Here is a 23,441-nt window from a genome sequence, read left to right on the forward strand (position 1 = left end):
CAGGGCGTTTGCCGTAATGTTCATGAAAGCAGCGGAACGAGAAGGCCCGGAAAAAGCTGGCGGATAAACAGCAGACCCTGCTCGCTGCTGTGGCTGTTCAAACCACTGGCTTTGAGCACCTGCATTCGCTGCTCGTCGTTTCGCAACTTTCCAGCATCGCCCCATACGCCCCAATTGACCGTCAGTACGCGCCCGGCGTTAGAGAACAAATGCGAATGGGCCGCGTCGAGAAAAGCGCTGGCAGCGCCATAGGCCGACTGCCCGCCATTCCCCAGAATCGATGTAGCTGAAGAGAAGTTGAAAACGAAGTCTATCGCCACGCCCTGGTCACACAGCAGTTGGTAAAGGGTCAGAACGCTACTGCATTTGGATCGAAACGAGCGAGTCAGATCCTCTTCCTGAACCTCGTCAAACAGTTTGTCATTGAGATCGACAGCCAGATTAAAAATCGCGACCCTCTGAATTCGCAAGCTCTGGAGCCACTTCGCACATTCGCGGCGATCCTTGTCGGTGGCCAGATCGAGCCCCAGATACCGGATCGTCGGATGACGCTCCATAAGCTCGCTCAACGCCTCGCCAGGATGTTCCGTCCGCCCAATAACATGGATAGATCGGGCTTGGTCAGCGCAGAGGCTTTCGATTAATTGCCTGCCGATGCCTCCACCTCCTCCGATCAGGAAGTAGCTTTGATCACAGGAGTAGGTAAAACGAGAGGCATCATTGATCACGGTTTTTTCCAGCCGGAGCACGAAGGCTTCAGCCTGCCTTACCGTGATTACGAACTCATCTGTCAACGGCAACAATTGGAGGTATCGGGCCTCCTCTATTCCCTTGGGCGGCTGCTCTCTGATGAAATTCAGGGTCATGACCTTCAAGCCAGGCTCCTCAATCAACAACGAGCGGATCATGCCAACAACACTGTTCGCCACGGGGTTAAGCATCATGTCCTCATCGCCGCTGGCCTGGGTAGAAAACAAGATGCAAATCTGCGGTCGCTGCTCAAAAAATCCGATCACCGAGCGCAACAGATTCAACACCAGCGAACAGGTACTGACTGCTGTTGCCACATCATTCCCAGATTCCAGTGCGGCCGGCGGTGCCAGGAAGTGCCGCAGGTCGAGATAAACCCTGTCGATACCGTCTCGATATTTCCCCCACAACTGATCGTAATCTTGTGGTGCAGGTACGTTCATGGCCTCACCAAACGCTGCATTAACGCAAGTCGGCTGATTCAACTCGAAGTAGTGAAACTGATCGAAGACCGTTTCCAGATAACCGATCTCTGCGTCGTTACACACCTCGCTTCTAGCAAGAAACAGCACCTTTTGGCAGCTAGTCAGTTGACTGTCCATCTGGTCACCAGTCAACACGTGCCAGACCGTCTGATACGTATTTTCGGCAATGGATTGAACTGGCTCAGCCGTTTCGATCCAGCAGCGAATGCGCTGGAAAGGATAAATTGGCAACCCATCCAGCACGGGTGCCCGCCAACCTTTGGTCGCGAAGTGGATGTCGGCACCAGACCGGAACAGCTCACCCAGCACAGTCAAAAATTGCCGATGATCCCTGTGACCGCCCCTGGCCACAGGAAGCACGGCCAACATATCCTCTGTGTCGCTGATCAGCAGGCCCGATAACGTGGCTTTTGGCCCGATCTCGACAAGGTGGGTACACCCCAGGTCATGTGCGCAGACAACGCTAGCCCTGAAATCTACCGTTTCACGCAGATGACGACGCCAGTACTGTGAGGTTGCCACTTTGTGAGTGACCAGTTCCCCCGTCATACTCGAGATGAAGGGGCGTGTGGGTACGCTCAGCTCGACACTGTCCAGATAGGCCTCAAACCGGTCCAGCAACGGGTCGAGTAAATAGGAGTGCCCAGGACGCGAAATCTTTAACCGTGTCGCGTTCAGCCCTTTACCGTCCGCGACTTCAATGAACGTTTCAACTGCCTCCAGGGTTCCGGAAATCACAGTGTTGTTCGCCGCGTTCAAGGCGGCAATCGAAAGATTCACCCCCGCCGCCTCAATCAACTTTAACGCTCGCTCGTGATCGCACCCCAGGACCGCCATGGCACCGATATCACCCAGCGAATCCAGAAGCCTGCTGCGCTCCACCAGCACTCTGAAACCTTGCTCGGGAGTAAAAACCCCCGCTATGCAGGCAGCTGCGTATTCTCCAAGGCTGTGTCCAAAAAAGGCCACCGGGGTGACGTTGTAACTAATAAGCAAGCGCGCCATCGCAACCTGCAAGGCGAATGTCATGGGCTGCGAGCAGGCAATATCTCGCTCAATCCGCTCATTGATCTGCGGATCGAACAAGAGTATCGCGGCGGTGGCTCCAAAAACGTCTAGGCAGACTGGGTCAAATGCATCCAACTCAGCTTTGAATACAGCTTCATATCTGTAGAGTTCCAGCCCCATTGCTCGATGTTCACCTCCTTGTCCAGAGAACATCAGGCCAACCCGAGGCGCACCCTTGCTATGCGTTTTGGCGTTGACTGACAAGCCGGCCAGACTGTCGATTGCTTCCTTGCGGCTGCTCGCAATGACAAACGTACGCTGTTCGAACAACGATCTGGATTGCAGGAGATTGTCGACGAATGCCGGGAAGCATTCGTCTACCTGCGTCTCGAGAAACTTCCGATAGCTGCCACACAATTGCTGTAGGCCGTCGCCCGCTCTCGCTGTGATCGGGACCAAGCAAAGCGCATCTTTGTCGAGTAATGAATATGGAGACTCCCGTGCTGGAGCAGACTCTACAATCAGGTGCGAGTTGTTGCCTCCCAAGCCAAAACTGCTGACGCCCGCGATGACGTGATGCGCCTGTATAGCAACGCATTGCCGATTGACGACGAAAGGCGTTTCTTCGATGTACAACTCGGGGTTGTACTGCTCGAAGTTGAGGGTGGGGGGAATCACTTTATGTCTGACAATCAATACAGCCTTGATAAGACCGGCCATCCCGGCCGCCCAACCCAGGTGCCCGATGTTGCCTTTGACACTCCCCAAGTAACACGTTTGCTCACGATCACGGCCGGTAAAGGCATTGGCCAGTGCTTTGATCTCGATGGGATCACCAATAGGCGTTGCCGTACCATGGGCCTCGATGTAGCTCACGTGTTCGGGGCCGATACCGGCAATATTCAGTGCTTCGCGAATGACTCGCGCCTGACCTGCCACAGAAGGCGCCGACATCCCTGCTCGATTAGCGCCATCGTTGTTGGTGGCGACCGAGCGAATCACCGCGTGAATCTGATCACCATCAGCCAGAGCGTCGGCAAGCCTCTTGAGCCCTACGACAGCCGCCCCCGAGCCGAACACCGTTCCGCTTGCCCGGGCATCGAACGGGCGACAATGTCCGTCGGAACTGAAAGGCATGCCTGACTCGAAAATGTACGGAATCGATTGCGGAACCGAGACAGCAGCGGCACCAACCAGCGCAGCATCACACTCCCCCAGTAACAATGCCTGGATAGCGGCCTGAATGCCGAACATCGACGTTGCACAGGCTGCTTGAACGTTAACGGCAGGGCCGCAGCAGTTGAGTTTGTATGCAATACGACTGGCCAGGAACTCTTTGTCCGTGGCCATAAATTGCGCTAGCGTCTCGGATGATTGATACAAACCACTGGCATAGTCGCGGGCATGAAGGCCGTGTACATTATTGATGAAATAGGAACTGGGCCCGGCGCCACAGAAAACGCCAATAGACTCGGTATGAGCATGCAGCGATGCGTCCTCAAGTACTTCCCACGCGCACTCAAGCAAGACTCTGTGCTGCGGATCTAGCAATTGGGCATCCTTGATGCTGAATCCGAAAAAGTTGTAATCGAAGTCTTCAATACCGGGAAGTTCGGCGCGAGCACAAATTCGTCCATCGACTTCGGTCTCGACATGGATGTTTTCAACACTGGACAAGAGGTTTTGCCAGTACTGGTGGACCGATGTGGCCCCTGGAAAACGACAGGACATGCCGATAATCGCAATGCCGCATTCAACCGGCGATGCTTGATGCTCCTCGTGATCGTGCATGTCAGCCTCTCTTTCTTCCCTGAAAACCATGAATGACCGCCGCTCTCAGCTTCCAACTGCTGACAGGCGCAATGGTCGGGTCAATCTCTCCCGTCGCGCTTATTGAGCGTTGGTAAAATCTGCACAGAAGCCTCGGAGTGGGATATTCGAACAGATCGGTCTGGCGGAAGTCATGGGCCAGCAGGTAACGCAACTCAGCCACCAGAGTAACCAGAGTGATGGAGTTCGCGCCTGCTTCGATAAAGTTGTCGTTGGCACCGATCCGATCCAGACCGAAGCAGGACGCCGCCAGCACACACAGAGTCGTTTCGAGTTCTCCCTGCGGTGCAATGTATCTCGACGACACTTCAGACCTTAGCCCACCGACCTGGGGCAACTTGTCGACATCGGTCTTACCGTTGGGCGTCAATGGGATGGCCACTATTTTTTTGTAGAACGAGGGCAGCATGTAATCGGGTAGTCTTTCCACCAAGTATCCATGTAGGCTCAAGCTGATGTCTTGATCACTGTCCTGCGCAGTAAAGTACATGATCAGCGAAGTGGTCAGACCTGACTGCCGGGCAACAACGAGGCAATCGTCGAGCAGCCCGGAGTCGATGGCGGTCGCCTCGATCTCTTTCAACTCAACCCGGTAACCCCGAACCTTGTACTGCCTATCACGGCGCCCCTTGTACTCAAATAACCCTTGTTCGTTCAGGACACAGATGTCGCCAGTGTTGTATATCCGCTCATGTGTCTGGGGATGGGTAACAAATCTCTCAGCCGTTTGCATCTGCATGCCGTAGTACCCCAGCGCCAGTGATCGGCCTGCGATATAGAGCTGTCCAACTGTGCCTGGCTCCACAGGCTGTAGCTGGTCGCCCAGCAAATAGGCTTTACTCGCAAGGGTGACCTGGCCGATGGGTGGAAGATCCGGCCAGCCATGTGGCTCGCTGTCGAGTCGATGCTCCATCACTACATGGGTTTCGGCCGGACCGTAGTGATTGATAAGGCGACATTGAGGATGCGTCTTGAACCACTGCCTAACGGCGTCGGTAATCTTCAACTGCTCTCCGGCACAGATCACTTCCCTTAGATCTGCCAATGCCTGCGCATCGTGCAGATTAAACGTGACGAATGGGATCAGCATTGAAGTGGGCAAGAACAGACGGGTGACTGCCCTTGACGCCAACTGCCGAGTCAGTTCGTGCAGATCTTTCTTTTGCCGGTCCGTGATGACCAGCAGACGATCACCCCGGCACAAGGCGCTATAGATTTCCTGAAATGAGACATCAAACCCTTGGGCGGCATAAAGCAGAGTGGTGCCAGACGGGCCCGGAACCTCTACCATCCAGTCAATAAGGGTACTCAGCGATAGATAAGGCACCATGACCGGTTTGGGCTGCCCGGTGGTCCCGGAGGTAAAAACCACATAGGCCGGGGACTCATCCAGTGCCTCAGAAGTGATCTTGATGCCAGAGGTACGGACCGACATCGCCCCGAGCTCTTCCATGCTTAATAGGTGGGTATGTTCGTCCAGCATCCTGGACAATTCGATACTGCGCTGTTGATTCACCAAGCATAAAGACAAGTCGATTGATGTGATCATTTTCCTCAATCGCTCAACCGGGTAACTGCTGTCCAGTGGCACGACAGTTCGCCCCAGTAAGTGAATAGCTAGTATCGAGACGATGTAATCGACACTTTTCTCCATCAACACACCGATCATCACACTCGAGCTTTGCGCCCCAACAACTTCAGCCAAACGTTGAGCCCGACTAAATAACTCACCGCATGAAACTTCCGAAAAAGAATCGAGAACTCCCACCACTTCTGGAAAAGCACGAGAAACACCGACAAATCTTTGAATAAATAACATTTGCTCACCCCTCCCACTGACTACCAACCCGAATCGCAAAGTTACCCAGAGGCTCCCGATTCTCAAACATGATCTGATGAGCCAGCGGCAAAGCTTCGAAGTCGAAAATTCTTGTCAAACAAGGCTTAATTATACCCTGGCGAACCAGTTTATTGAACGCACTGCATTGGGCTGAATTAGCAAAGTGAGATCCTTGGAATCTTTTTTGCCGCATCCACTGATAGCGAATATCGAACGTTCCCTTATACCCACTGGTACCAGCACAAATAACAACCATGCCACCGGGCGCGCACACAAATGAGGATGTAGGAAACGTATCTTCACCAGGATGCTCAATGACAATACTGGGACTTAGCTTCTCCCCTACCAGACGCCAGATTTCCTTCTGAAAACGCCTAGCCTCATTTAGCCATTGGGCATATACGACTGGATTCTCGATATCTTCCAGCACGCCCCAATGTCGATAATCCTGGCGGTTGATAGTGCCCTTGGCACCAATCTGCCGACAATAAGCGGCTTTTTCATCGCTGCTGACTACAGCGATCGGTATGCCTCCAGCGGCGTTGACGAGTTGAATGGCCATCGACCCCATTCCGCCGCTGCCACCCCAGATAAGGACCACCTCACCCGGTTTGACCGTATGGGGGGCAAAGCCGTGGAGCATGCGATAAGCAGTCGCTCCGCAGAGCATATAGGAGGCCGCTTGCTCCCAACTCAAGTGCGCGGGCTTGGGTAGGATCGCCTGCCGCTTAACCCGGGTGTATTCGGCAAACGCACCAAAATTTATTTCGTAACCCCAGATCTTTGCCGATTTGTCCATGATTTCATCGACAACAGAATCTGAGTCCCACCAACCACAGTGCAGAACAACCTCATCCCCAATACTGATATCGTCGACATCAGCGCCAACAGCCACAACAATGCCTGAGGCATCAGACCCGGCGATATGAAAGTCATGTTCCTCACCACGAGATCTTTGAAGATCAATGACGTCGATTGGATATCCTCGTGCAGCCCAAACTCCATTGTGATTGACACCTGCAGCCATGACCTTGATTAAGCACTCGTCGGATTGAAAGTAAGGCACAGGTACAGACTCAAGAGCAAAAGCGCTTAAAGGCTCACCGTACCTTTCAGGTCTAATAGTTTGAGCCAACATCATCTCAGGAATATTGAGATCTGTAGGATCAAGGGTCACGGCCACTCTATTCATATTTCGATCATCCTTGGCGTTATTTAATTAAAATTTTTTCCTCTACAAATTTCACCACCACCCATCGCAACCAAACCAGTCAACAGCGGATCAACAACTCGAAAAACACGACAAAGCAGACCTGCAAATAAATCAACGAGAGATCGTCGATACACCGAAACTAGTACAGATAAAAAATTCTCGCAAAGAAAATACCTAAATTTCAGAACTTGCGTACAACCAAGAACTACCAATCCTGATTCAACTTAAGACTCTTCTCGAAATTGCGTAATTTTCTTCCTACAACCATATCAACACATGAACATCGATGTATTAGTTGCCTGCACGATTTGCCACTCACTGCAACATAGCGAGTGGGTAGATTTCTTCTCGTTATGGAGGTCAAGCCGTTCGGAGGATGACGCCCCCAAGAAAACCTCTCGCAGCACCATCCACGCCTTGAATCAAAGCCTTCGGAATGTGAAAAAAGCCGCTGATTTGACGTCAAAATATGATTATCCAGATAAACAATAACTTAGATAATTACTGAAAATCAGTAAGTTGCAGAGCCTAAATTATCCATACCGCTCATCGTTCAATTTCTTGACGCGGAGCCATCGGTCTTCTTAGCTAAACGTTACTACCCCCGGAATTACCTTCTGGGGCAAGCCCCGAAAACCCGCTACAGCGGGCCGCCGGGTTTTGCCTCAATGAAATCGGTCGCCCCTCATTCGGGGTAGGAGAGACGCCAAATAGAGATATGGCATGCGATTGCAAGGTAGACCTCCATGAACACCGCCCTCATCCAACACGAGATCAAAATCACTCTGTACACCGTTTCTACTTCGTTGTTGCTGTGCACATCCATGGAGGTTCAGGCATCCCCTGTCGAGGAGCAGCCGATCCCCTGGTATCAGCAGGATGTCCCGGCGTTCACCCTACCGACGCCTGATGTGACCAACAACATCCGCTTCACCCGCAATCCCGGCCTTGATAACCAGTTGCTGACAGTCGAGCAAGCTGCTCCTTCCGCCTGGGATCGGGTTTATGGTCAACCTGCCAGAAGCGCAGAGCGCGACGTCCTCGGCTCACCGTTTTCCGGCATGACCGGCGCCGAACTCAAAGGCCCTGCGTTGATTACCCTGCAAAGCAGCGGCGGCAGCACTCAGCGCGTGGGTCTGGTGGGCGGTACAAACCAGTTTCAGGGCAATGGCAATGGTCTGTTGATCAGCTCTGCCATCGTCGACCCGAATAACACCCTCAACGTGCAAGGCCCCAACCTTGGCGCCTATTGGAGCCTGACCGGCGCAAGCGGCTGGCACGTGGACTTGACCGCCAGCGGTGGTCGGGTCAATGGCTATAGCCTCAACGATCAGGGCCAGCGCCAAGCCGCCGAAGGCAGCGCAATGACCCTCTCGGTGGAAGGCGGGTTCCCCATCGGCATCAGCGAAAACTGGGTAATCGAACCCCAGGCGGAGTTGATCAACCAACGGATTAGCCTGGACACTCCGTATGCCGGTAGCGGCAATACCTCATCCACCGACTTGACGTCCTGGAGCGGCAGGGTCGGTGCAAGCCTGAAAGGGAGTTATGACATCAAGGGCCTGCCGATCGAACCCTATGTCCGTACCAACTTCTCGCACACGGTCAACACCAGCGACACCGTGACCCTCGGCCAGGTCGACAAGCTCAGCAGCAGCCGGAACTCGTCCTCGATCGAACTGGGACTGGGACTGGTGGCCAGAGTCACGCCCTCCGTCAGCCTGTATGTCAGCGGCGATTACAGCGCCGCCACGGTCGCCAACGATTTGAATGGTTTGATGGGCAGCCTTGGAGTACAGATGCGATGGTGAACGTCTGGAGAATCCACGTTGATTGAACTGACGTCATCGCCGGCAAGCCGCGAGCCGCAAGCGCCGGGCTTGCCAGAGATGAGCACCGCAAAAACAGCGCAGACTCAGTCCCGCCACAGCAAAAAATCCGAATATCCCCCAAACAAGTCCACAAAACCCAAAAAATCCCTGATCGCCGTTAGTCGCCACCCCCTGCGATGGATTAAAGTAACGCCCCCAGCCCTGGTGTTATTCGAACGCCTTTGCTCACCCTCTCCAGGAACAGTCATCGATGGAACATCGTGAAGCGCTGCTTGCGCTGCGAACCTTTCTTTCAACGCAGATTCTCGGCCAGGAAAAACTCATCGAGCGGTTGCTCATCGCTCTGCTCGCTGACGGTCACATGCTGGTCGAAGGCGCCCCAGGCCTGGCCAAGACCAAGGCCATCAAAGAGCTTGCCGAAGGTATCGAAGCGCAATTCCATCGCATCCAGTTCACTCCCGACCTGCTGCCTGCCGACATCACCGGTACCGAGATCTACCGCCCGGAAACCGGCAGTTTCGTGTTCCAGCAGGGGCCGATCTTCCACAACCTGGTGCTGGCCGACGAAATTAACCGGGCCCCCGCCAAAGTCCAGTCGGCCTTGCTCGAAGCCATGGGCGAGCGGCAGGTCAGCGTGGGCCGCAGCACGTATGAACTGTCGCCGCTGTTTCTGGTCATGGCCACGCAGAATCCGATCGAGCAGGAAGGCACCTACCCACTGCCCGAAGCCCAGCTCGACCGCTTCCTGATGCACGTCAAAATCGGTTTCCCGGACGCGGCCGTCGAGCGGCGCATTCTGCAACAGGCCCGCGGTGAAGCGCTGCACGGCGAAACCAAGCCCGAGCGCCGGATCAGCCAGCAAGCGATTTTTGCTGCGCGCAAGGAAATTCTCGGCTTGTACATGGCCGACGCCGTGGAGGAGTACCTGGTGCAGTTGGTCATGGCGACCCGCACGCCGGGCAAGTTCGACCCTGAAATGGCCGAGTGGATTGCCTATGGCGCCAGCCCGCGTGGCTCCATCGCCCTCGACCGCTGCGCCCGCGCTCACGCCTGGCTGGCCGGTCGCGACTTCGTCAGCCCCGAAGACATTCAAGCGGTGCTGTTCGACGTGTTGCGCCATCGCATCATTCTTTCCTTCGAAGCCGAAGCCGCTGGCATTGACCAGGACCGCGTGGTCCAGCGGATTCTCGACGTCGTAGCTGTCGCTTGACCCCGATGAGCAAGCTGCTTGCGCCCGAAGCGGGCATTCGTGTGAGCCTCTCCGAGCTGATCGAGATGCGCCATCGCGTGCGCGAAGTGCAGTTGTTCTCCACGCCGAGCCAGCGCAGCCCGTTGATTGGCCTGCACCACTCCAAGCTGCGCGGGCGTGGCGTGGACTTCGATCAGGTGCGGGTCTATCAGGCTGGCGACGATGTGCGCACCATCGACTGGCGCGTCACCGCAAGGACTCAAGAGCCGCACACCAAGCTGTTTCACGAAGAGCGCGAGCGGCCGATCTTTATCATGGTCGAGCAAAGTCGCCGCTTGTTTTTCGGCTCGGGGCTGATGTTCAAATCGGTGCTGGCCGCGCAAGCCGCAAGCCTGATTGGCTGGGCTGCGCTGGGGCATAACGACCGTGTTGGCGGGCTGGTGTACGGTGACAACCAGCACTACGAAATCAAACCACGGCGCAGCAAGCAAAGCCTGCTGCAATTGCTCAACCGCTTGGTGCGCGTCAACCAGACCCTCAACACCGAAGGCGAGACGGATCGCGATGATTTGGGCATGGCCCTGCGCCGCGCTCGCGAAGTGCTGCGCCCAGGAAGCCTGGTGATCGTGATCTGCGACGAGCGTGCCTTGTCCGAAGGCGCAGAGCAGCAGCTAAGCCTGCTGTCGCGCCACTGCGACTTACTGTTACTGCCACTCTCCGACCCGCTGGATCATGCCCTGCCCGCTGCCGGATTACTGCGTTTCGCCGAGCGAGGGGCACAACTTGAACTCGATACGCTGAACTTCGATCTGCGCCAAAGCTATCGCGCCCAGGCCGAAGCCCGCATTGCCCGCTGGGAATTACTGGCGCAGAAACTGCGCGTCCTGTTAATGCCCCTGAGCACTCAAAGCGAGATGGTCGAACAATTGCGTGAATACCTGAACCCGAAACGTCCGGGTAAAAGCCAATGAGCAACCTCGATCAACTGCAACCGCTGATGACTCCGCCGCCCATCGAGTTCTGGCCACCGGCGCCAGGCTGGTGGCTACTGTTGGCGCTGCTGCCGCTGATCGGTTTCGGCCTGTGGCAGCTGCGCCGTTTTATTCCCCTCAAGCGCGCCACCGAGCGCGCCGAACAGCCGCTGGACCCGGTCCGATTGGCGGCGCTGGCGGAACTGGCGCAAATGCCCAAACCGTATGACGGCGCGCCGGCCGGCGCCTGGTTGCAACAACTCAACGGGCTGCTCAAGCGCCTGTGCCGCAACCATTACCCCTATAGCCAGAGCCACACCCTTAATGGTCGTAAATGGCTGGCGTTTCTCGACAACCGTTGCCCGGCTGCCGGCCTGACCCGTTGGATGATCTTGGTTGAAGGTGCCTATAAACCGGAATGCAAGCTCGACGACAAGGCCATCGCCGGCCTGACACAAGCCATCGACACCTGGATTCGCAAGCATGTTTGAGTTCGCCTGGCCATGGATCTTCGCCCTGCTGCCACTGCCGTGGCTGATGAGGATTGTGCTGCCGGTCGCCGACAGCGGCGAGCCGGCGCTCAAGGTCAGCTTTCTGAGCGACCTTGAAGGCCTGGCCCGGCGTCGCGCCCGTGCCAACCTGCCGGCCTGGCGCCAGCAAGCGCCGTTCATCCTGCTCTGGCTGCTGCTGTTGATCGCCGCCGCACGCCCGCAATGGCTCGGCGAACCGCTGCCGATTGCCGCCAGCGGACGCGACCTGCTGGTGGCCGTCGACGTTTCCGGCTCCATGGATTTTCCCGACATGCAGTGGCAAGACGAAGACGTCAGCCGCCTGTCGCTGGTCAAACACTTGCTCGGTGACTTCCTCGAAGGGCGCGATGGCGATCGCGTCGGTCTGATCCTGTTCGGCAGCCAGGCGTATCTGCAAGCACCACTGACGTTCGACCGGCGTACCGTGCGTATCTGGCTCGACGAAGCGCGGATCGGCATCGCCGGCAAGAACACCGCCATTGGCGACGCCATCGGCCTGGCCTTGAAACGCTTGCGCCAACGCCCGGCACAAAGCCGCGTGCTGATTCTGGTCACCGACGGCGCCAACAATGGCGGCGAAATCGACCCCCTGACCGCCGCGCGATTGGCCGCCGAAGAAGGCGTGAAAATCTACCCGATCGGTATTGGTGCCGATCCGGAGCAAAACGGTCCTCTGGCTTTTCTGGCGGGTAATCCGACCATGGACCTCGATGAACCGGCCTTGAAAGCCATTGCCGAGGCCACCGGTGGGCGCTACTTCCGTGCGCGTGACGGCCAGGAATTGCTGGAGATCAAGAAAACCCTCGATCAACTGGAACCGGTGACTCAACAACCGACCCAGGCCCGCCCGGCGCAGGCGCTGTACAGTTGGCCGCTGGCCGCCGCGTTACTGATGAGCCTGTTGCTGGTGGTTCGCGAACGCTGGCCAGATAACCTGCTGCAACGCCTTTTCACCCGGTCGAATTTTCTGCAACAGCACCCTGACTGGCGCCAGCGGCTTAAGCGCCTGCGTCTGCGGAGACGCCGATGATCGCGCTCTGGCCCTATTGGTTCCGCCCCTGGTGGCTGCTGCTGTTGCCGCTATTGGGCTGGTTGCTGTGGCAACTCTGGCACCGGCAAAAACGCGCGGGGCGCTGGCAGATGATCCTGCCGCCGGCCTTCCATGCCGCCCTGCTCAGCGGTGGTAACGGGCGTGAAAGCAAATTGCCGTGGATCGCTTTGGGCCTGGCCTGGGTTCTGACGGTTTTGGCGCTGCTGGGCCCCAGCTGGGAGCGGGTTGAACAATCCGCGCAGAAACCCGCCGACCCATTGGTCGTGCTGTTTGAACTGACACCGGAAATGCTCGCCACCGACGTGCCGTCCACGCGCCTTGAACAGGCCCGGCGCAAGCTGCTCGATCTCTTGCAAGCCCGCAGTGATGCGCAAACCGCAATCGTGGTCTATGCCGGCAGCGCGCACACGCTGGTGCCGCTCTCGGACGACCTGGCCACCAGCCGTAACCTGTTGGAAGCACTGAAACCGTCGATCATGCCCGAGGCCGGTCATCGCGCCGATCTGGCCGTGACCAAGGCGCTGACATTACTCAACCGCGGCGCCCTCGGCCAGGGCCGGATCCTGCTGATTGGCTCATCTCTCACCGAACAGGAACGCCAGGGTATCCGTCAGGCTCTGCGCGGTCAGGCACCGCAATGGTTGATGCTCGGTGTCGGCACGTCGCAAGGCGCACCGGTCACTGACGAACACGGCAGTTTCCTCAAGGACGCGCAGGGGGCGATCCTCGTACCACGCCTCGACGGGCCGAGTCTGAAAGCCTTTGCCAGCGAAATGAAGGGGCGTTACCGGCAAGCGCAACTGGACGACAGCGACCTGCGCGGCCTCGGGCTACTCGATAGCCCGCATAGCTTGCGTAACAATGGCCAGACCCTGCGCCTGGATACCTGGGCCGATCAGGGCTACTGGCTGTTATTGCCACTGTTGCTGTTGACGGCCTGCGCGGGACGCCGAGGCTGGCTGTTCTGCCTGCCATTGCTGTTCATGGTGCCGCAACCGAGTTACGCCTTCGACTTCAACGATCTTTGGCTGCGCCCGGACCAACAGGGTCTGCACTTGCTCAAGCAACACCAACCCGCCGAGGCCGCGCAGCGTTTTGAGGACCCGCAATGGCAAGGCGTCGCGCTGTATGAGGCCGGTGAGTATGCCGCTGCTGCCGAGCGTTTCGCCGAGGGCAACGACGCCCGTGCGCACTACAATCGGGGCAACGCCCTGGCTAAAAGCGGTGAACTGGAAGCTGCCGTCGATGCCTATGAACAAGCCCTTGAGCTGCAACCTGACTTACGCCCAGCGCAGACCAACAAAGCGCTGGTAGAGGCGCTGATCAAACAGAAAGCCCCCACACCGCCCAGCGAACCGGAAAAAACCGACGGCGAAGAGCACCTGCAGACTCAGCAACCGCCACCGGGTGCAACGACACAACCCTCGACCAGTGACGAGCAAAAGACCGACACTCAAACCGCGCAAACCCGCCACGAAGCCAACAGCGAAAGCCAGACCGACAGCCCGCCACAACCGGGCAATAATGAAGTACCGGGCAGTGAGTTGGGCGACGAACAACGCAGCACACCGCCGATCCGCAGTGCCGACGCCAACTTCGACAGCGAGCACCGGCAGGCCCTGGAGCAATGGCTGCGTAAAATCCCGGATGAGCCGAGCGAATTGCTTAGGCGTAAATTCTGGCACGAACAGCAACAACATCAGGATCAGGGAAAAACTCGATGACCCGCTTCACCGTTCTATTGCTCAGCCTTTTGTTCTGGACCGTGGGTGCCCAGGCTGCAGGGTTGGTTGCCAGCATCGATCGCAGCCGCGTGAACTCCGGCGAGACGGTCGAACTGACCCTCGAATCCAGTGATGTCACGCAGTTCGGCAAACCTGACCTGAGCGCACTTGATCCGCTGTTCGAAGTTCGCGGTACCCGCCAGGTCAACCAGCTCACAACCCTGGGCAATGACAGCCACGCCACCACCCGTTGGATCATCACTCTCCTGCCCCGGCAGAACGGCACAATTGTCATCCCGCCCCTGCCGCTCGGTGATTACAAAAGCCAGCCGATCAACCTGCAGGTGGTCGAAAGCGAGAAACAGGACAGCGCTGACAAACTGGCGCCAGTGTTCATCGAGGCCAGCCTCGATCAGGACACGGTGTACGTGCAGGCCCAGGCGATTCTGACCTTGCGCATCTATCACTCGGTGTCGCTGTATGACGACAGCAACCTCACCCCGCTGCAAATCGCCGATGCGCGCGTCGAACAACTCGGCGAATCGCGCACGTACGAAAAAGTCATCAATGACCTGCGCCATGGCGTGATCGAACTGCGGTATGCGATTTACCCACAACACAGCGGCGTGCTGACAATTCCCGCGCAGATGTTCAGCGCCACTCTGGTGGATACGCAACCCACTCAGGAGCCCGGCCTGCAGGGGCCGAAAGCGGGCAAAATGATTCGCGTGAGTTCCACCGGGCTCAACCTGACCGTCAAGGCCAAACCGGCCAATTATCCCGCCGACACCCCTTGGCTGCCTGCGCGCAGCCTGAGCCTCAGTGAAAGCTGGAACCCGGAGCCGGATCACGTTCAAGTGGGCGATTCCATGACCCGCAGCCTGACCCTGAAAGTCGAAGGCCTGGCCAGCTCGCAACTGCCGCCCTTGCCCGCCACCGAGGCCAGTGGATTACGGCGTTATCCCGATCAGCCACACCTGAGCAGTCAGCCCAGTGAGCATGGGTTGATCGGCATCCGTGAAGACCGCGAAGCACTGGTGCCCACTCGCATCGGGCAGATCGAATTGCCGCCCGTGGAAGTGGTCTGGTGGAATACCCTTGAAGATCATCTGGAGCGCAGCAGCCTGCCCGCTCGCACCCTGAACGCCGTGAGCAACCCGAGCCTTTTGGTCGACACTCCGACGGGTAACGTGCCGGCGACCTTAGCGGTCGGCAGTGAAGAACTCCGGTACTGGAAACTCAGCACCTTGATCCTCGCCTGCACCACCCTGCTGGGCTTTGGCCTGTGGTGGCGTGCGCGTTGGCAGCCGGCAATTCTGCGCGCCGCGCAAACGGGCCCGAGCCCGCGAACACTGCTCGACGACCTCAAGCGTGCCAGCCAGGCCAACGACCCACAGGCCACGCGCCAGGCACTCGACGCCTGGGCTCGTCAACAACCGGAAACCCTGGCCGACATGGCCGCCCGCTTCGTGCCACTGTCCGACGCACTGGACGGTCTGAACGGCGCGCTTTACAGCGAAAGCGGGCAGTACTGGCAAGGCGAAGAACTCTGGCGCGCGATCCGCGCCATCCCGATCGCCGAACGGGTCCATGATCCGGTCGGCGACAGTGGTTTACCGCCGCTGTATCCGAAGTGAGGGTCTTCAGCTTTTGAGATGGAGCTCGGCGTCCAGATGAATCGCCTGCAAAAAAGCGCTGTCGTGAGAGACGACGATCAATGCCCCTTGGTACTGATCAAGCATCTGCTCCAGCGCGACTCGACTGGGCAGGTCCAGATGGTTGTCCGGCTCATCCAGTAACAGTAATTGCGGTGGCCGCTGTGCATACAACTGCGCGGCCAGTGCGATTTTCAAACGTTCGCCACCACTCAACTGACAGGTCTTGAGCATCGCACGATCCGCATCAATACCCATCTGCGCCAACCGGGTTTGCGCCTCGGCTTCGGGCAACTCCGGATTACTCTCGTAGAGCCATTGCACCGCCGTGCGTTCGGGGTACTGTAATCCGGCGTGCTGATCCAGCCAGCCGACATGGCAATGGCGTATGAGCTTGCCTTCGCGCACTGGCAGTTCGCCGGCAATCACCTGCAACAGAGTCGACTTCCCGCTGCCATTGGCGCCCAGGATTGCCATGCGCATCGGCCCCGTCAGCGTCAGATTGACAGGCGCCGTGTCACCGAACGGCAGCACGACGTCGTTGAGCTGCAGTATCAGCTTGCCGTTGGGTACCACGCTTTCCGGGGACAGCATCATGCGCTGAATCTCCGGCGCGCACCGTGCACGGGCCTCGGCGATACGTTGTTGTTGCTGCTCCCGGGCCAACTGTTGATTGAGGCGCAATTTCCCCTGACTGTTTTCACTGCGCTCTTTCTGGGCATTGGTGATCAGTTTGGTCTGATTGCCGTCGCGGGCCTGACGGTCGCCGCGCGCATTACGCCGTTGCTGACGCTCCATCTGCACGACCATCTCGCGTTGCTCACGCTTGGCCTGTGCCCGCTCACCTTGCAACGCCGACTGGAACGACTGCTGTTCTTGCTCGCGCGCCGCCGCATACTGACTGTAGTTGCCGCCATAGGCCGACAGCCCCAATGGCGAAAGCTCGACGATTTCGTTCATGTGTTCCAAAAGGCTCCGGTCGTGGCTGATCAACACCAGGCCGTTGGGCCAGCGATCGATCTGCTGCGCGAGCTTGTGTTGCTGATCAATATCCAGGTGGTTGCTGGGTTCATCGAGAATGAGCCAGTCGGCCCTGGATAACCACGCGCCCAGCAACGCTACCCGTTGCCGTTCGCCACCGCTGAGTGTGTCGGTGCGAGCGGCGGCATTCAAATGGCCCAGACCGATCCGCTCCAGTTCCGCCTCAAGGCGTGTGGCGCAATCCCATTGATCGACCGCCAGCGAATGGTCGTCATCGTCGACGCTGCCCTGAGCAATGCGATCCAGCGCCGCCAGAACAGGGGCGACACCGGCCAGCGCAGCAACGCTGGGATAGCGCTCGGGTTCCAGTAACTGTGCCACGGCGTAAACTCGCCCTTCCCGACGGACGATGCCGCTGGTGGGCCGCTGTTCTCCGGTCAGAAGCCGACCAAGCAAGGACTTGCCACAGCCATTGGCACCGACGATGCCGGTGGCCCTGGCACTGAAGGTGTGGTTCAAGTCATCGAACAGAACGCGCCCGTCAGGCAGGTTGAACGACACATGATCAAGTTGAAGTAACCGTTGGGTCATGACGCTTCCTTAAACACTCGGCCAGATCGGCACTGAACAACTCCCTGATGGTGCGCGACAGCGTCGGGCGGACGGGCAATCACCGTGAACACCAGACGCCCCGTTGGCCAATGTACCTAAGGCCGCCACCAATCGACAGGCAATCGTTCAAGGCTTTCAGCATCCCCGGTCTTTTGCCAGTAAACTCCCTCTCCTTTAGCCGCCACCCTTTTCCTCGCGGCCATCACCTTACTTTTCGCGGAGTACGCCTTGCGTCTGTTCCACACCTCCGACTGGCACCTTGGGCAGAACCTGCATGGCCAGGAACGCGACTTCGAGCACGGCTGTTTCCTTGACTGGCTGCTGCGGCAACTTGGGCTGGAAAAGCCCGATGTGCTGCTGATCGCCGGTGACATCTTCGACACGGTCAATCCGCCGGTCAAAGCCCAGGAACGACTCTACGACTTCATCGTCAGCGCGCACGAACAACAGCCGTCGCTGACCATCGTGATGATCGCCGGCAACCACGACTCCGGCTCGCGGATCGAATTGCCCGCGCCGCTGATGCGCCGTTTGCGCACTCACGCGCTGGGCCGGGTGTTGTGGCTTGATGACGGTCAACTGGATGCGGAACGCTTGCTGATTCCACTGCCCGACGCCTCGGGCGAAATCGCTGCCTGGTGCCTGGCGCTGCCGTTCCTGCGCCCCGCCGAAGTCACCGGCGCCCACTTGGGCGACGACTATCTGCGCGGTATCGGTCAGGTGCATGAATGGCTGATTGCAGCCGCCAATGCCAAGCGTCAACCCGGTCAGGCGCTGATCGCCATCAGCCACGCGCACATGGCCGGTGGATCGGTGTCCGAGGACTCCGAGCGCAGCCTGATCATCGGCAATGCCGAAGCCCTGCCCGCCAGCCTGTTCGGGCAAAGCATCAGCTACGTCGCGCTTGGCCACTTGCACAAACCACAGAAGGTCAACGGCGAGGAGCGCATTCGCTACAGCGGCTCGCCGATTCCGCTGTCGTTTTCCGAGATCGGCTATCCGCATCAGATTCTCGACATCACGCTCGACGGCGAGACGCTGCTCAGCGTCGAGCCGCGGTTGATCCCCCGTGCGGTCAACCTGCAACGCCTCGGCCCTGCTCCGCTCAGTGAAATCCTGACGCAGTTGGCAGACCTGCCGAACATCGACCTGTTGGCCGACCTCCAGCGCCAGCCGTGGCTCGAAGTCCGCGTACGCCTCGACGAACCGCAGCCGGACCTGCGTCAACAAATCGAAACCGCGTTGCAAGGCAAAGCTGTGCGGCTGGTGCGAATCGCTGCCGAATATGCAGGCTCCGGCAGTCGAGACGGCGCTGACGACAACGGTCAGTTGATCGAACTGGATCAGCTCACCCCACAGGAATTGTTCAGCCGCGCCTGGCTGGACAACTATGGCAGCGCCGTCGACGAACAGACGCTCAAGGACTTTGCGCTGCTGCTACAAGACGTTCAGCAGGAGAGCGAACAGCCATGAAAATTCTCGCGATCCGCCTGAAAAACCTCGCCTCGCTGGCGGGCCCCTTTGAAATTGACTTCACCGCCGAACCGCTGGCCAGTGCCGGCCTGTTCGCGATTACCGGGCCAACCGGCGCCGGCAAAAGCACCTTGCTCGATGCCCTGTGCCTGGCGCTGTTTGGTGCGGTGCCACGCCTCAACAACACCGGACGAGACGCCAAAGTACCGGATGCAGACGGCGAGATCGCCACGGGCGACCCGCGCACCCTGCTGCGCCGCGGTACCGGTGATGGCTATGCCGAAGTCGACTTTGTCGGCATCGACGGCCGTCGCTACCGGGCGCGCTGGGAAGCCAATCGCGCCCGTGAAAAAGCCAACGGCAAGCTGCAAGCCAGCCGCCAAAGCCTGCGCGACCTCGATACCGATCAACTGCTGGCCAGCCAGAAAGGCGAATACAAGACTCAGCTTGAAGCCGTGCTGGGCCTGAACTTCGAACAGTTCACCCGTGCCGTGATGCTGGCCCAAAGCGAGTTCAGCGCGTTTCTCAAGGCTGATGACAACGATCGCAGCGAGCTGCTGGAAAAGCTCACCGACACGGCGCTCTACACGCGCCTGGGCAAGCGCGCTTTCGACAAAAGCAAGGAAACCCGCGAAGCCCACAAGTGGCTGCAAGATCAAGCGACTGGCGTCACACCGCTTGAGCCCGAGGCCCGCGCCGAACTCGATCAGCGCTTCAACGACGCCCAGCAACACCTCAAAACCCAGCAAGCACAGCTCAAGCAGCTTGAGTTGCAGAACACCTGGCTCAAAGAACTGCACCAGTGGCAGGACCAGCAGCTGGCCGCTGCTGAACAGTTGCAACAGGCCCAACAGTCGTGGGATGCCCAGGCTGGCGAACGGCTGAACCTGGCACGCCTGGAACAACTGGCACCGCAACGACATCAGTTTGCCCGGCAAACCGAGCTGAGCGCGCAACTGAGTCCGTTGGACGCGCTGATTCAGCAACACAGTCAACAGCAAAACGAGCTGCAAAACCGTCAGGTTCAACTCGAACACAGTCTGGCGTCCGCAAAAACCGCGCTGACCCAGACCCAAAGCCAACACAGCAACAGCGCCCCACTGCTGCGTCAAGCCTTCGGCGAACAGAGCAACCTGGCGCGCCTGACCCAGACCATCAACGCCTCGGCCGAACTCAAGCACAACGCCGAACAGGCCAGCACTGAAGGCCTGCAAGCCATCGCGCAGATGCTCGAGCAACAACAACGGGTTGCCGAACGCCTCGCAACGATTGCGACCCAACTGGAGCAGAGCATTCAACTGGCGCCGGTCAGCGATGCGTGGAATGCCTACCGCGAGCGGTTGCAGCAACTGATGCTGGTGGGCAATCGCCTGAAAAAGGGTCAGGCCGAACTGCTCGAACTGGAGCAACGGGCCGCCGACACCGCGACCCGACTCAGCACACAACGGCAAAGCCTGGAGCTGCTCTTCAACGAAGCCGGGGCAGAACCAGCAGCCGTTGCCGAGCAGATTCAGATCCTTGGCAGCCTGCTGCAAGACAACCGCAAGCAGCAACGCGCCATCGAAGAGCTGACGCGCTTGTGGGCCCGTCAGCAGGAGCTGGACACGCGCACGCAGGAACTGCAACAACGCCTGCAGAGCGTCCAGACAGAACGCGAACGCCTGACCCGCGAAGGCGTCCAGGCCAAGGCCGAACTGACGGTCGCCGAGCAAACCCTGAAGGTCACGCAGGACCTGCTGGAGCGTCAGCGCCTGGCGCGCAGTGCCAGCGTCGAAGAGTTGCGCAGACAGTTGCAGGACGACCAGCCTTGCCCGGTCTGCGGCAGCGTCGAGCATCCTTATCATCAGCCTGAAGCGTTGCTGCAAAGCCTCGGCCGGCACGATGAAAGCGAACAGGCCAACGCACAAACAGCGGTCGACCTGCTCAAGGAAAAACTGGCGGACCTGCGCACCGAGGTCGGCGGGCTGATTGCCCAGCAAAAGGAGTTGCTGCAACAACAGGAACAGCTGGCGACCCAGCAGCAGAGCCTGACACCGAGCCTTGAAGCGCATCCGCTGGCCGCCCAATTGCTGATACAAGAGGCTGGCAAACGCGACGCCTGGCTGAATCAGCAAAGCGCTCAGTTGAATCAGAGCATCGCTCAAGACGAACAGCGCCAAAGCGCCCTGCTCACCTTGCAGCAAGACGCTGCACGTCTTCAGCAACAGCTGCACGCCGCCGACCAGGCCAGCCAACAGGCCGCCCAGCAACTGGCGATCCAGCAACGCGAGTTGAGCAACGACGGCCAGCGTCTTGAAGAAGAACTGGCAGCGTTCAGCAGCCTGCTCCCGGCTCCGATCCTTGAAGGTTTGCGCAACGAGCCCGCCGCGACCTTCATGCAACTCGATCAGCAGGTTGCCCAACGTCTGGAACAGCTGGAGCTGCAACGCGAAGAACTCAGCGAACAACAGCAGCGCCAGCAAAACCTGGAGAAGGAACAGGACCGACAGCTGACACGCGTGCAGCAATTGGACGTCGCGCAACAGCAATTCACCGCACTGACCGAGCAGCAACACGCCGCGCAACAGAAACTCGCCGAACTGCTGGGCGACCAGCCGAGTGCCGAGCAGTGGCAACAGCAACTGGATCAGGCCGTCGAGCAGGCCCGACAGACTGAAGCAACAGCCAATCAAGCGCTGCAGGAAGTCCGCAGCCAGCAGATTCAGTTGGCCGCCGAGCTCAAGGCAGAGCAACAACACCAGCAAGCCCTGGAAGCGGAAAGTCATGAACTGAGCGGCAAGATTGCCGAGTGGCGCGCCCTTCATCCGGAACTGGACGATGGCGGTCTGGAGCAACTGCTGGCGTTCAGCGACGAGCACGTCAGCCAACTGCGCCAACAGCTTCAGCTCAGCGAAAAAGCCATCGAGCAAGCCAAGGTGCTACTGCATGAGCGCGAACAACGCTTGCACAGCCATCAGGTGCAGCACAACGGCAAGCTCGACGCCGAACAACTGGCCACTGCCCTCAGCGAGCTGCAACACCAGTTCGGCATCAGCGAACAGCTCTGCGCCGAACTGCGTGCGCAACAAGCCGAAGATCAACGCCGTCAGGACGCCAATCAGGCGCTGGCACAACGGATTAGCGAGGCCTACAACGAGTGGCAGCGCTGGGCACGGCTGAATGCCTTGATCGGTTCAGCCACTGGCGACACCTTCCGCAAGATCGCCCAGGCCTACAACCTGGACCTGCTGGTGCATCACGCCAACGCCCAGTTGCGGCAACTGGTGCGTCGCTACCGGCTCAAGCGGGGTGGCAGCATGCTCGGCTTGCTGGTGATGGACACAGAAATGGGCGACGAACTGCGTTCGGTGCATTCGCTGTCGGGCGGCGAAACCTTCCTGGTGTCGCTGGCACTGGCACTGGGCCTGGCCTCGATGGCGTCGAGCACGCTGAAAATCGAATCGCTGTTCATCGATGAAGGCTTTGGCAGCCTCGATCCCGAGTCACTGCAATTGGCAATGGATGCCCTCGACGGGTTGCAGGCGCAAGGGCGCAAGGTCGGGGTGATCTCTCACGTGCAGGAAATGCACGAGCGAATCCCCGTGCAGATTCAGGTTCGCCGCCAGGGCAATGGCCTGAGCACGCTGGAGGTCAAATGAACACGCCGACGCTCTACTCCTTCCGGCGTTGCCCCTACGCCATGCGCGCACGCATGGCGCTGCGTTACAGTTCAGTGGCGGTGGACATTGTCGAGGTCAGCCTGAAGGCCAAACCGCCGCAAATGCTCGCGTTGTCGAGCAAGGGCACAGTGCCGGTGCTGAGCCTTGACGGTCGAGTGATCGAAGAAAGCCTGGAAATCATGCAGTGGGCGCTGGAGCAGAATGACCCGCAGGACTGGTTGCTCAAGGATGACTCTGCGGCGCAGCAACGTGGCGCGGCGCTGATCGAAGCAAACGATCAGACGTTCAAGCTGCACCTCAATCGCTACAAATACGCTGAGCGCTACCCGGAACAACCCATGGAGTATTACCGCGCAGAAGGCGAAGTGTTTTTGCACGAACTGGATGAGTTGCTGCAACAGCGAGCTTATCTGGTGGCCGATCATGTGAGCCTGGCGGACATCGCACTGGCGCCGTTCATCCGCCAGTTTGCCCATGTCGACCGTGACTGGTTTACCCAGACGCCTTATCGGCATCTTCAAGTGTGGTTGCAGGGGATTCTGGAGTCAGCGTTGTTCAGCGCCGTCATGGCCAAACAACCCACCTGAACCCACCTCGTAGGCGCTGCCTTCGGCAGCTCCTACAGAGGCATCGTTATG

At 58.6% G+C, this 23,441-nt stretch carries 14 protein-coding genes; 10 read left to right on the plus strand and 4 right to left on the minus strand.

All coding sequences use genetic code 11. The features are described 5' to 3' along the window. Positions 1–20: 20 nt before the first annotated feature. From BLL42_RS00905 to ccrA, 3 genes are read right to left on the minus strand one after another with little or no spacing between them, the layout of a single operon-like run. The gene (locus BLL42_RS00905; protein WP_071550300.1) at positions 21–4,034 is read right to left on the minus strand and encodes a type I polyketide synthase; all 4,014 of its coding nucleotides are present in this window, start codon (positions 4,032–4,034) and stop codon (positions 21–23) included. Between the two features lies 1 nt (position 4,035). Beyond that, complete coding sequence (locus BLL42_RS00910; protein ID WP_071550301.1) at positions 4,036–5,892, minus strand: non-ribosomal peptide synthetase; 1,857 nt, start codon at positions 5,890–5,892, stop codon at positions 4,036–4,038. 4 nt (positions 5,893–5,896) lie between these two features. After that, positions 5,897–7,105: a crotonyl-CoA carboxylase/reductase gene (ccrA, locus tag BLL42_RS00915; protein ID WP_071550303.1), complete on the minus strand. Its 1,209-nt coding sequence runs from the start codon at positions 7,103–7,105 to the stop codon at positions 5,897–5,899. Between the two features lie 767 nt (positions 7,106–7,872). On the opposite strand from ccrA, the gene BLL42_RS00920 reads away from it, so the two are divergent. The 7 genes from BLL42_RS00920 (at position 7,873) to BLL42_RS00950 (ending at position 16,060) form a co-directional block, all read left to right on the plus strand. Beyond that, positions 7,873–8,937 carry an autotransporter domain-containing protein gene (locus tag BLL42_RS00920; protein ID WP_071550305.1) on the plus strand — a complete coding sequence of 355 codons (1,065 nt, stop codon included), beginning with the start codon at positions 7,873–7,875 and terminating at the stop codon, positions 8,935–8,937. Positions 8,938–9,208: 271 nt separating this feature from the next. Then, positions 9,209–10,168, plus strand: coding sequence for an AAA family ATPase (locus BLL42_RS00925; RefSeq protein WP_071550307.1), 960 nt, complete (start codon positions 9,209–9,211; stop codon positions 10,166–10,168). A gap of 5 nt (positions 10,169–10,173) precedes the next feature. After that, the gene (locus tag BLL42_RS00930) at positions 10,174–11,118 is read left to right on the plus strand and encodes a DUF58 domain-containing protein (protein WP_071550309.1); all 945 of its coding nucleotides are present in this window, start codon (positions 10,174–10,176) and stop codon (positions 11,116–11,118) included. Continuing rightward, complete coding sequence (locus BLL42_RS00935) at positions 11,115–11,609, plus strand: DUF4381 domain-containing protein (protein WP_071550311.1); 495 nt, start codon at positions 11,115–11,117, stop codon at positions 11,607–11,609. The genes BLL42_RS00930 and BLL42_RS00935 overlap by 4 nt, the downstream gene beginning before the upstream one ends. Next, positions 11,602–12,678, plus strand: a complete 1,077-nt coding sequence (locus BLL42_RS00940) for a vWA domain-containing protein (RefSeq protein WP_071550313.1) — start codon at positions 11,602–11,604, stop codon at positions 12,676–12,678. Before BLL42_RS00935 ends, BLL42_RS00940 begins: the two co-directional genes overlap by 8 nt. Then, positions 12,675–14,423 (plus strand): VWA domain-containing protein, encoded by a 1,749-nt coding sequence (locus BLL42_RS00945; protein WP_071550320.1) that lies wholly within the window; start codon positions 12,675–12,677, stop codon positions 14,421–14,423. The genes BLL42_RS00940 and BLL42_RS00945 overlap by 4 nt, the downstream gene beginning before the upstream one ends. Continuing rightward, the gene (locus tag BLL42_RS00950; RefSeq protein WP_071550321.1) at positions 14,420–16,060 is read left to right on the plus strand and encodes a BatD family protein; all 1,641 of its coding nucleotides are present in this window, start codon (positions 14,420–14,422) and stop codon (positions 16,058–16,060) included. The genes BLL42_RS00945 and BLL42_RS00950 overlap by 4 nt, the downstream gene beginning before the upstream one ends. A 6-nt stretch (positions 16,061–16,066) precedes the next feature. On the opposite strand, the gene BLL42_RS00955 is transcribed toward BLL42_RS00950, so the two are convergent. After that, positions 16,067–17,650, minus strand: a complete 1,584-nt coding sequence (locus BLL42_RS00955; RefSeq protein WP_071550323.1) for an ABC-F family ATP-binding cassette domain-containing protein — start codon at positions 17,648–17,650, stop codon at positions 16,067–16,069. Positions 17,651–17,899: 249 nt separating this feature from the next. Between BLL42_RS00955 and BLL42_RS00960 the strand changes: the two genes are divergently transcribed. From BLL42_RS00960 to BLL42_RS00970, 3 genes are read left to right on the plus strand one after another with little or no spacing between them, the layout of a single operon-like run. Further along, positions 17,900–19,144, plus strand: coding sequence for an exonuclease SbcCD subunit D C-terminal domain-containing protein (locus BLL42_RS00960; protein WP_071550325.1), 1,245 nt, complete (start codon positions 17,900–17,902; stop codon positions 19,142–19,144). Next, entirely contained in the window at positions 19,141–22,782 is a 3,642-nt protein-coding gene (locus tag BLL42_RS00965; protein ID WP_071550327.1) for an AAA family ATPase, read from the plus strand. Before BLL42_RS00960 ends, BLL42_RS00965 begins: the two co-directional genes overlap by 4 nt. Next, positions 22,779–23,390: a glutathione S-transferase gene (locus BLL42_RS00970; RefSeq protein ID WP_071550329.1), complete on the plus strand. Its 612-nt coding sequence runs from the start codon at positions 22,779–22,781 to the stop codon at positions 23,388–23,390. Before BLL42_RS00965 ends, BLL42_RS00970 begins: the two co-directional genes overlap by 4 nt. Positions 23,391–23,441 lie beyond the last annotated feature (51 nt).

Origin of the sequence: Pseudomonas frederiksbergensis (assembly GCF_001874645.1) — a bacterium.
GTDB classification, from domain to species: Bacteria; Pseudomonadota; Gammaproteobacteria; order Pseudomonadales; family Pseudomonadaceae; genus Aquipseudomonas; species Aquipseudomonas frederiksbergensis_B.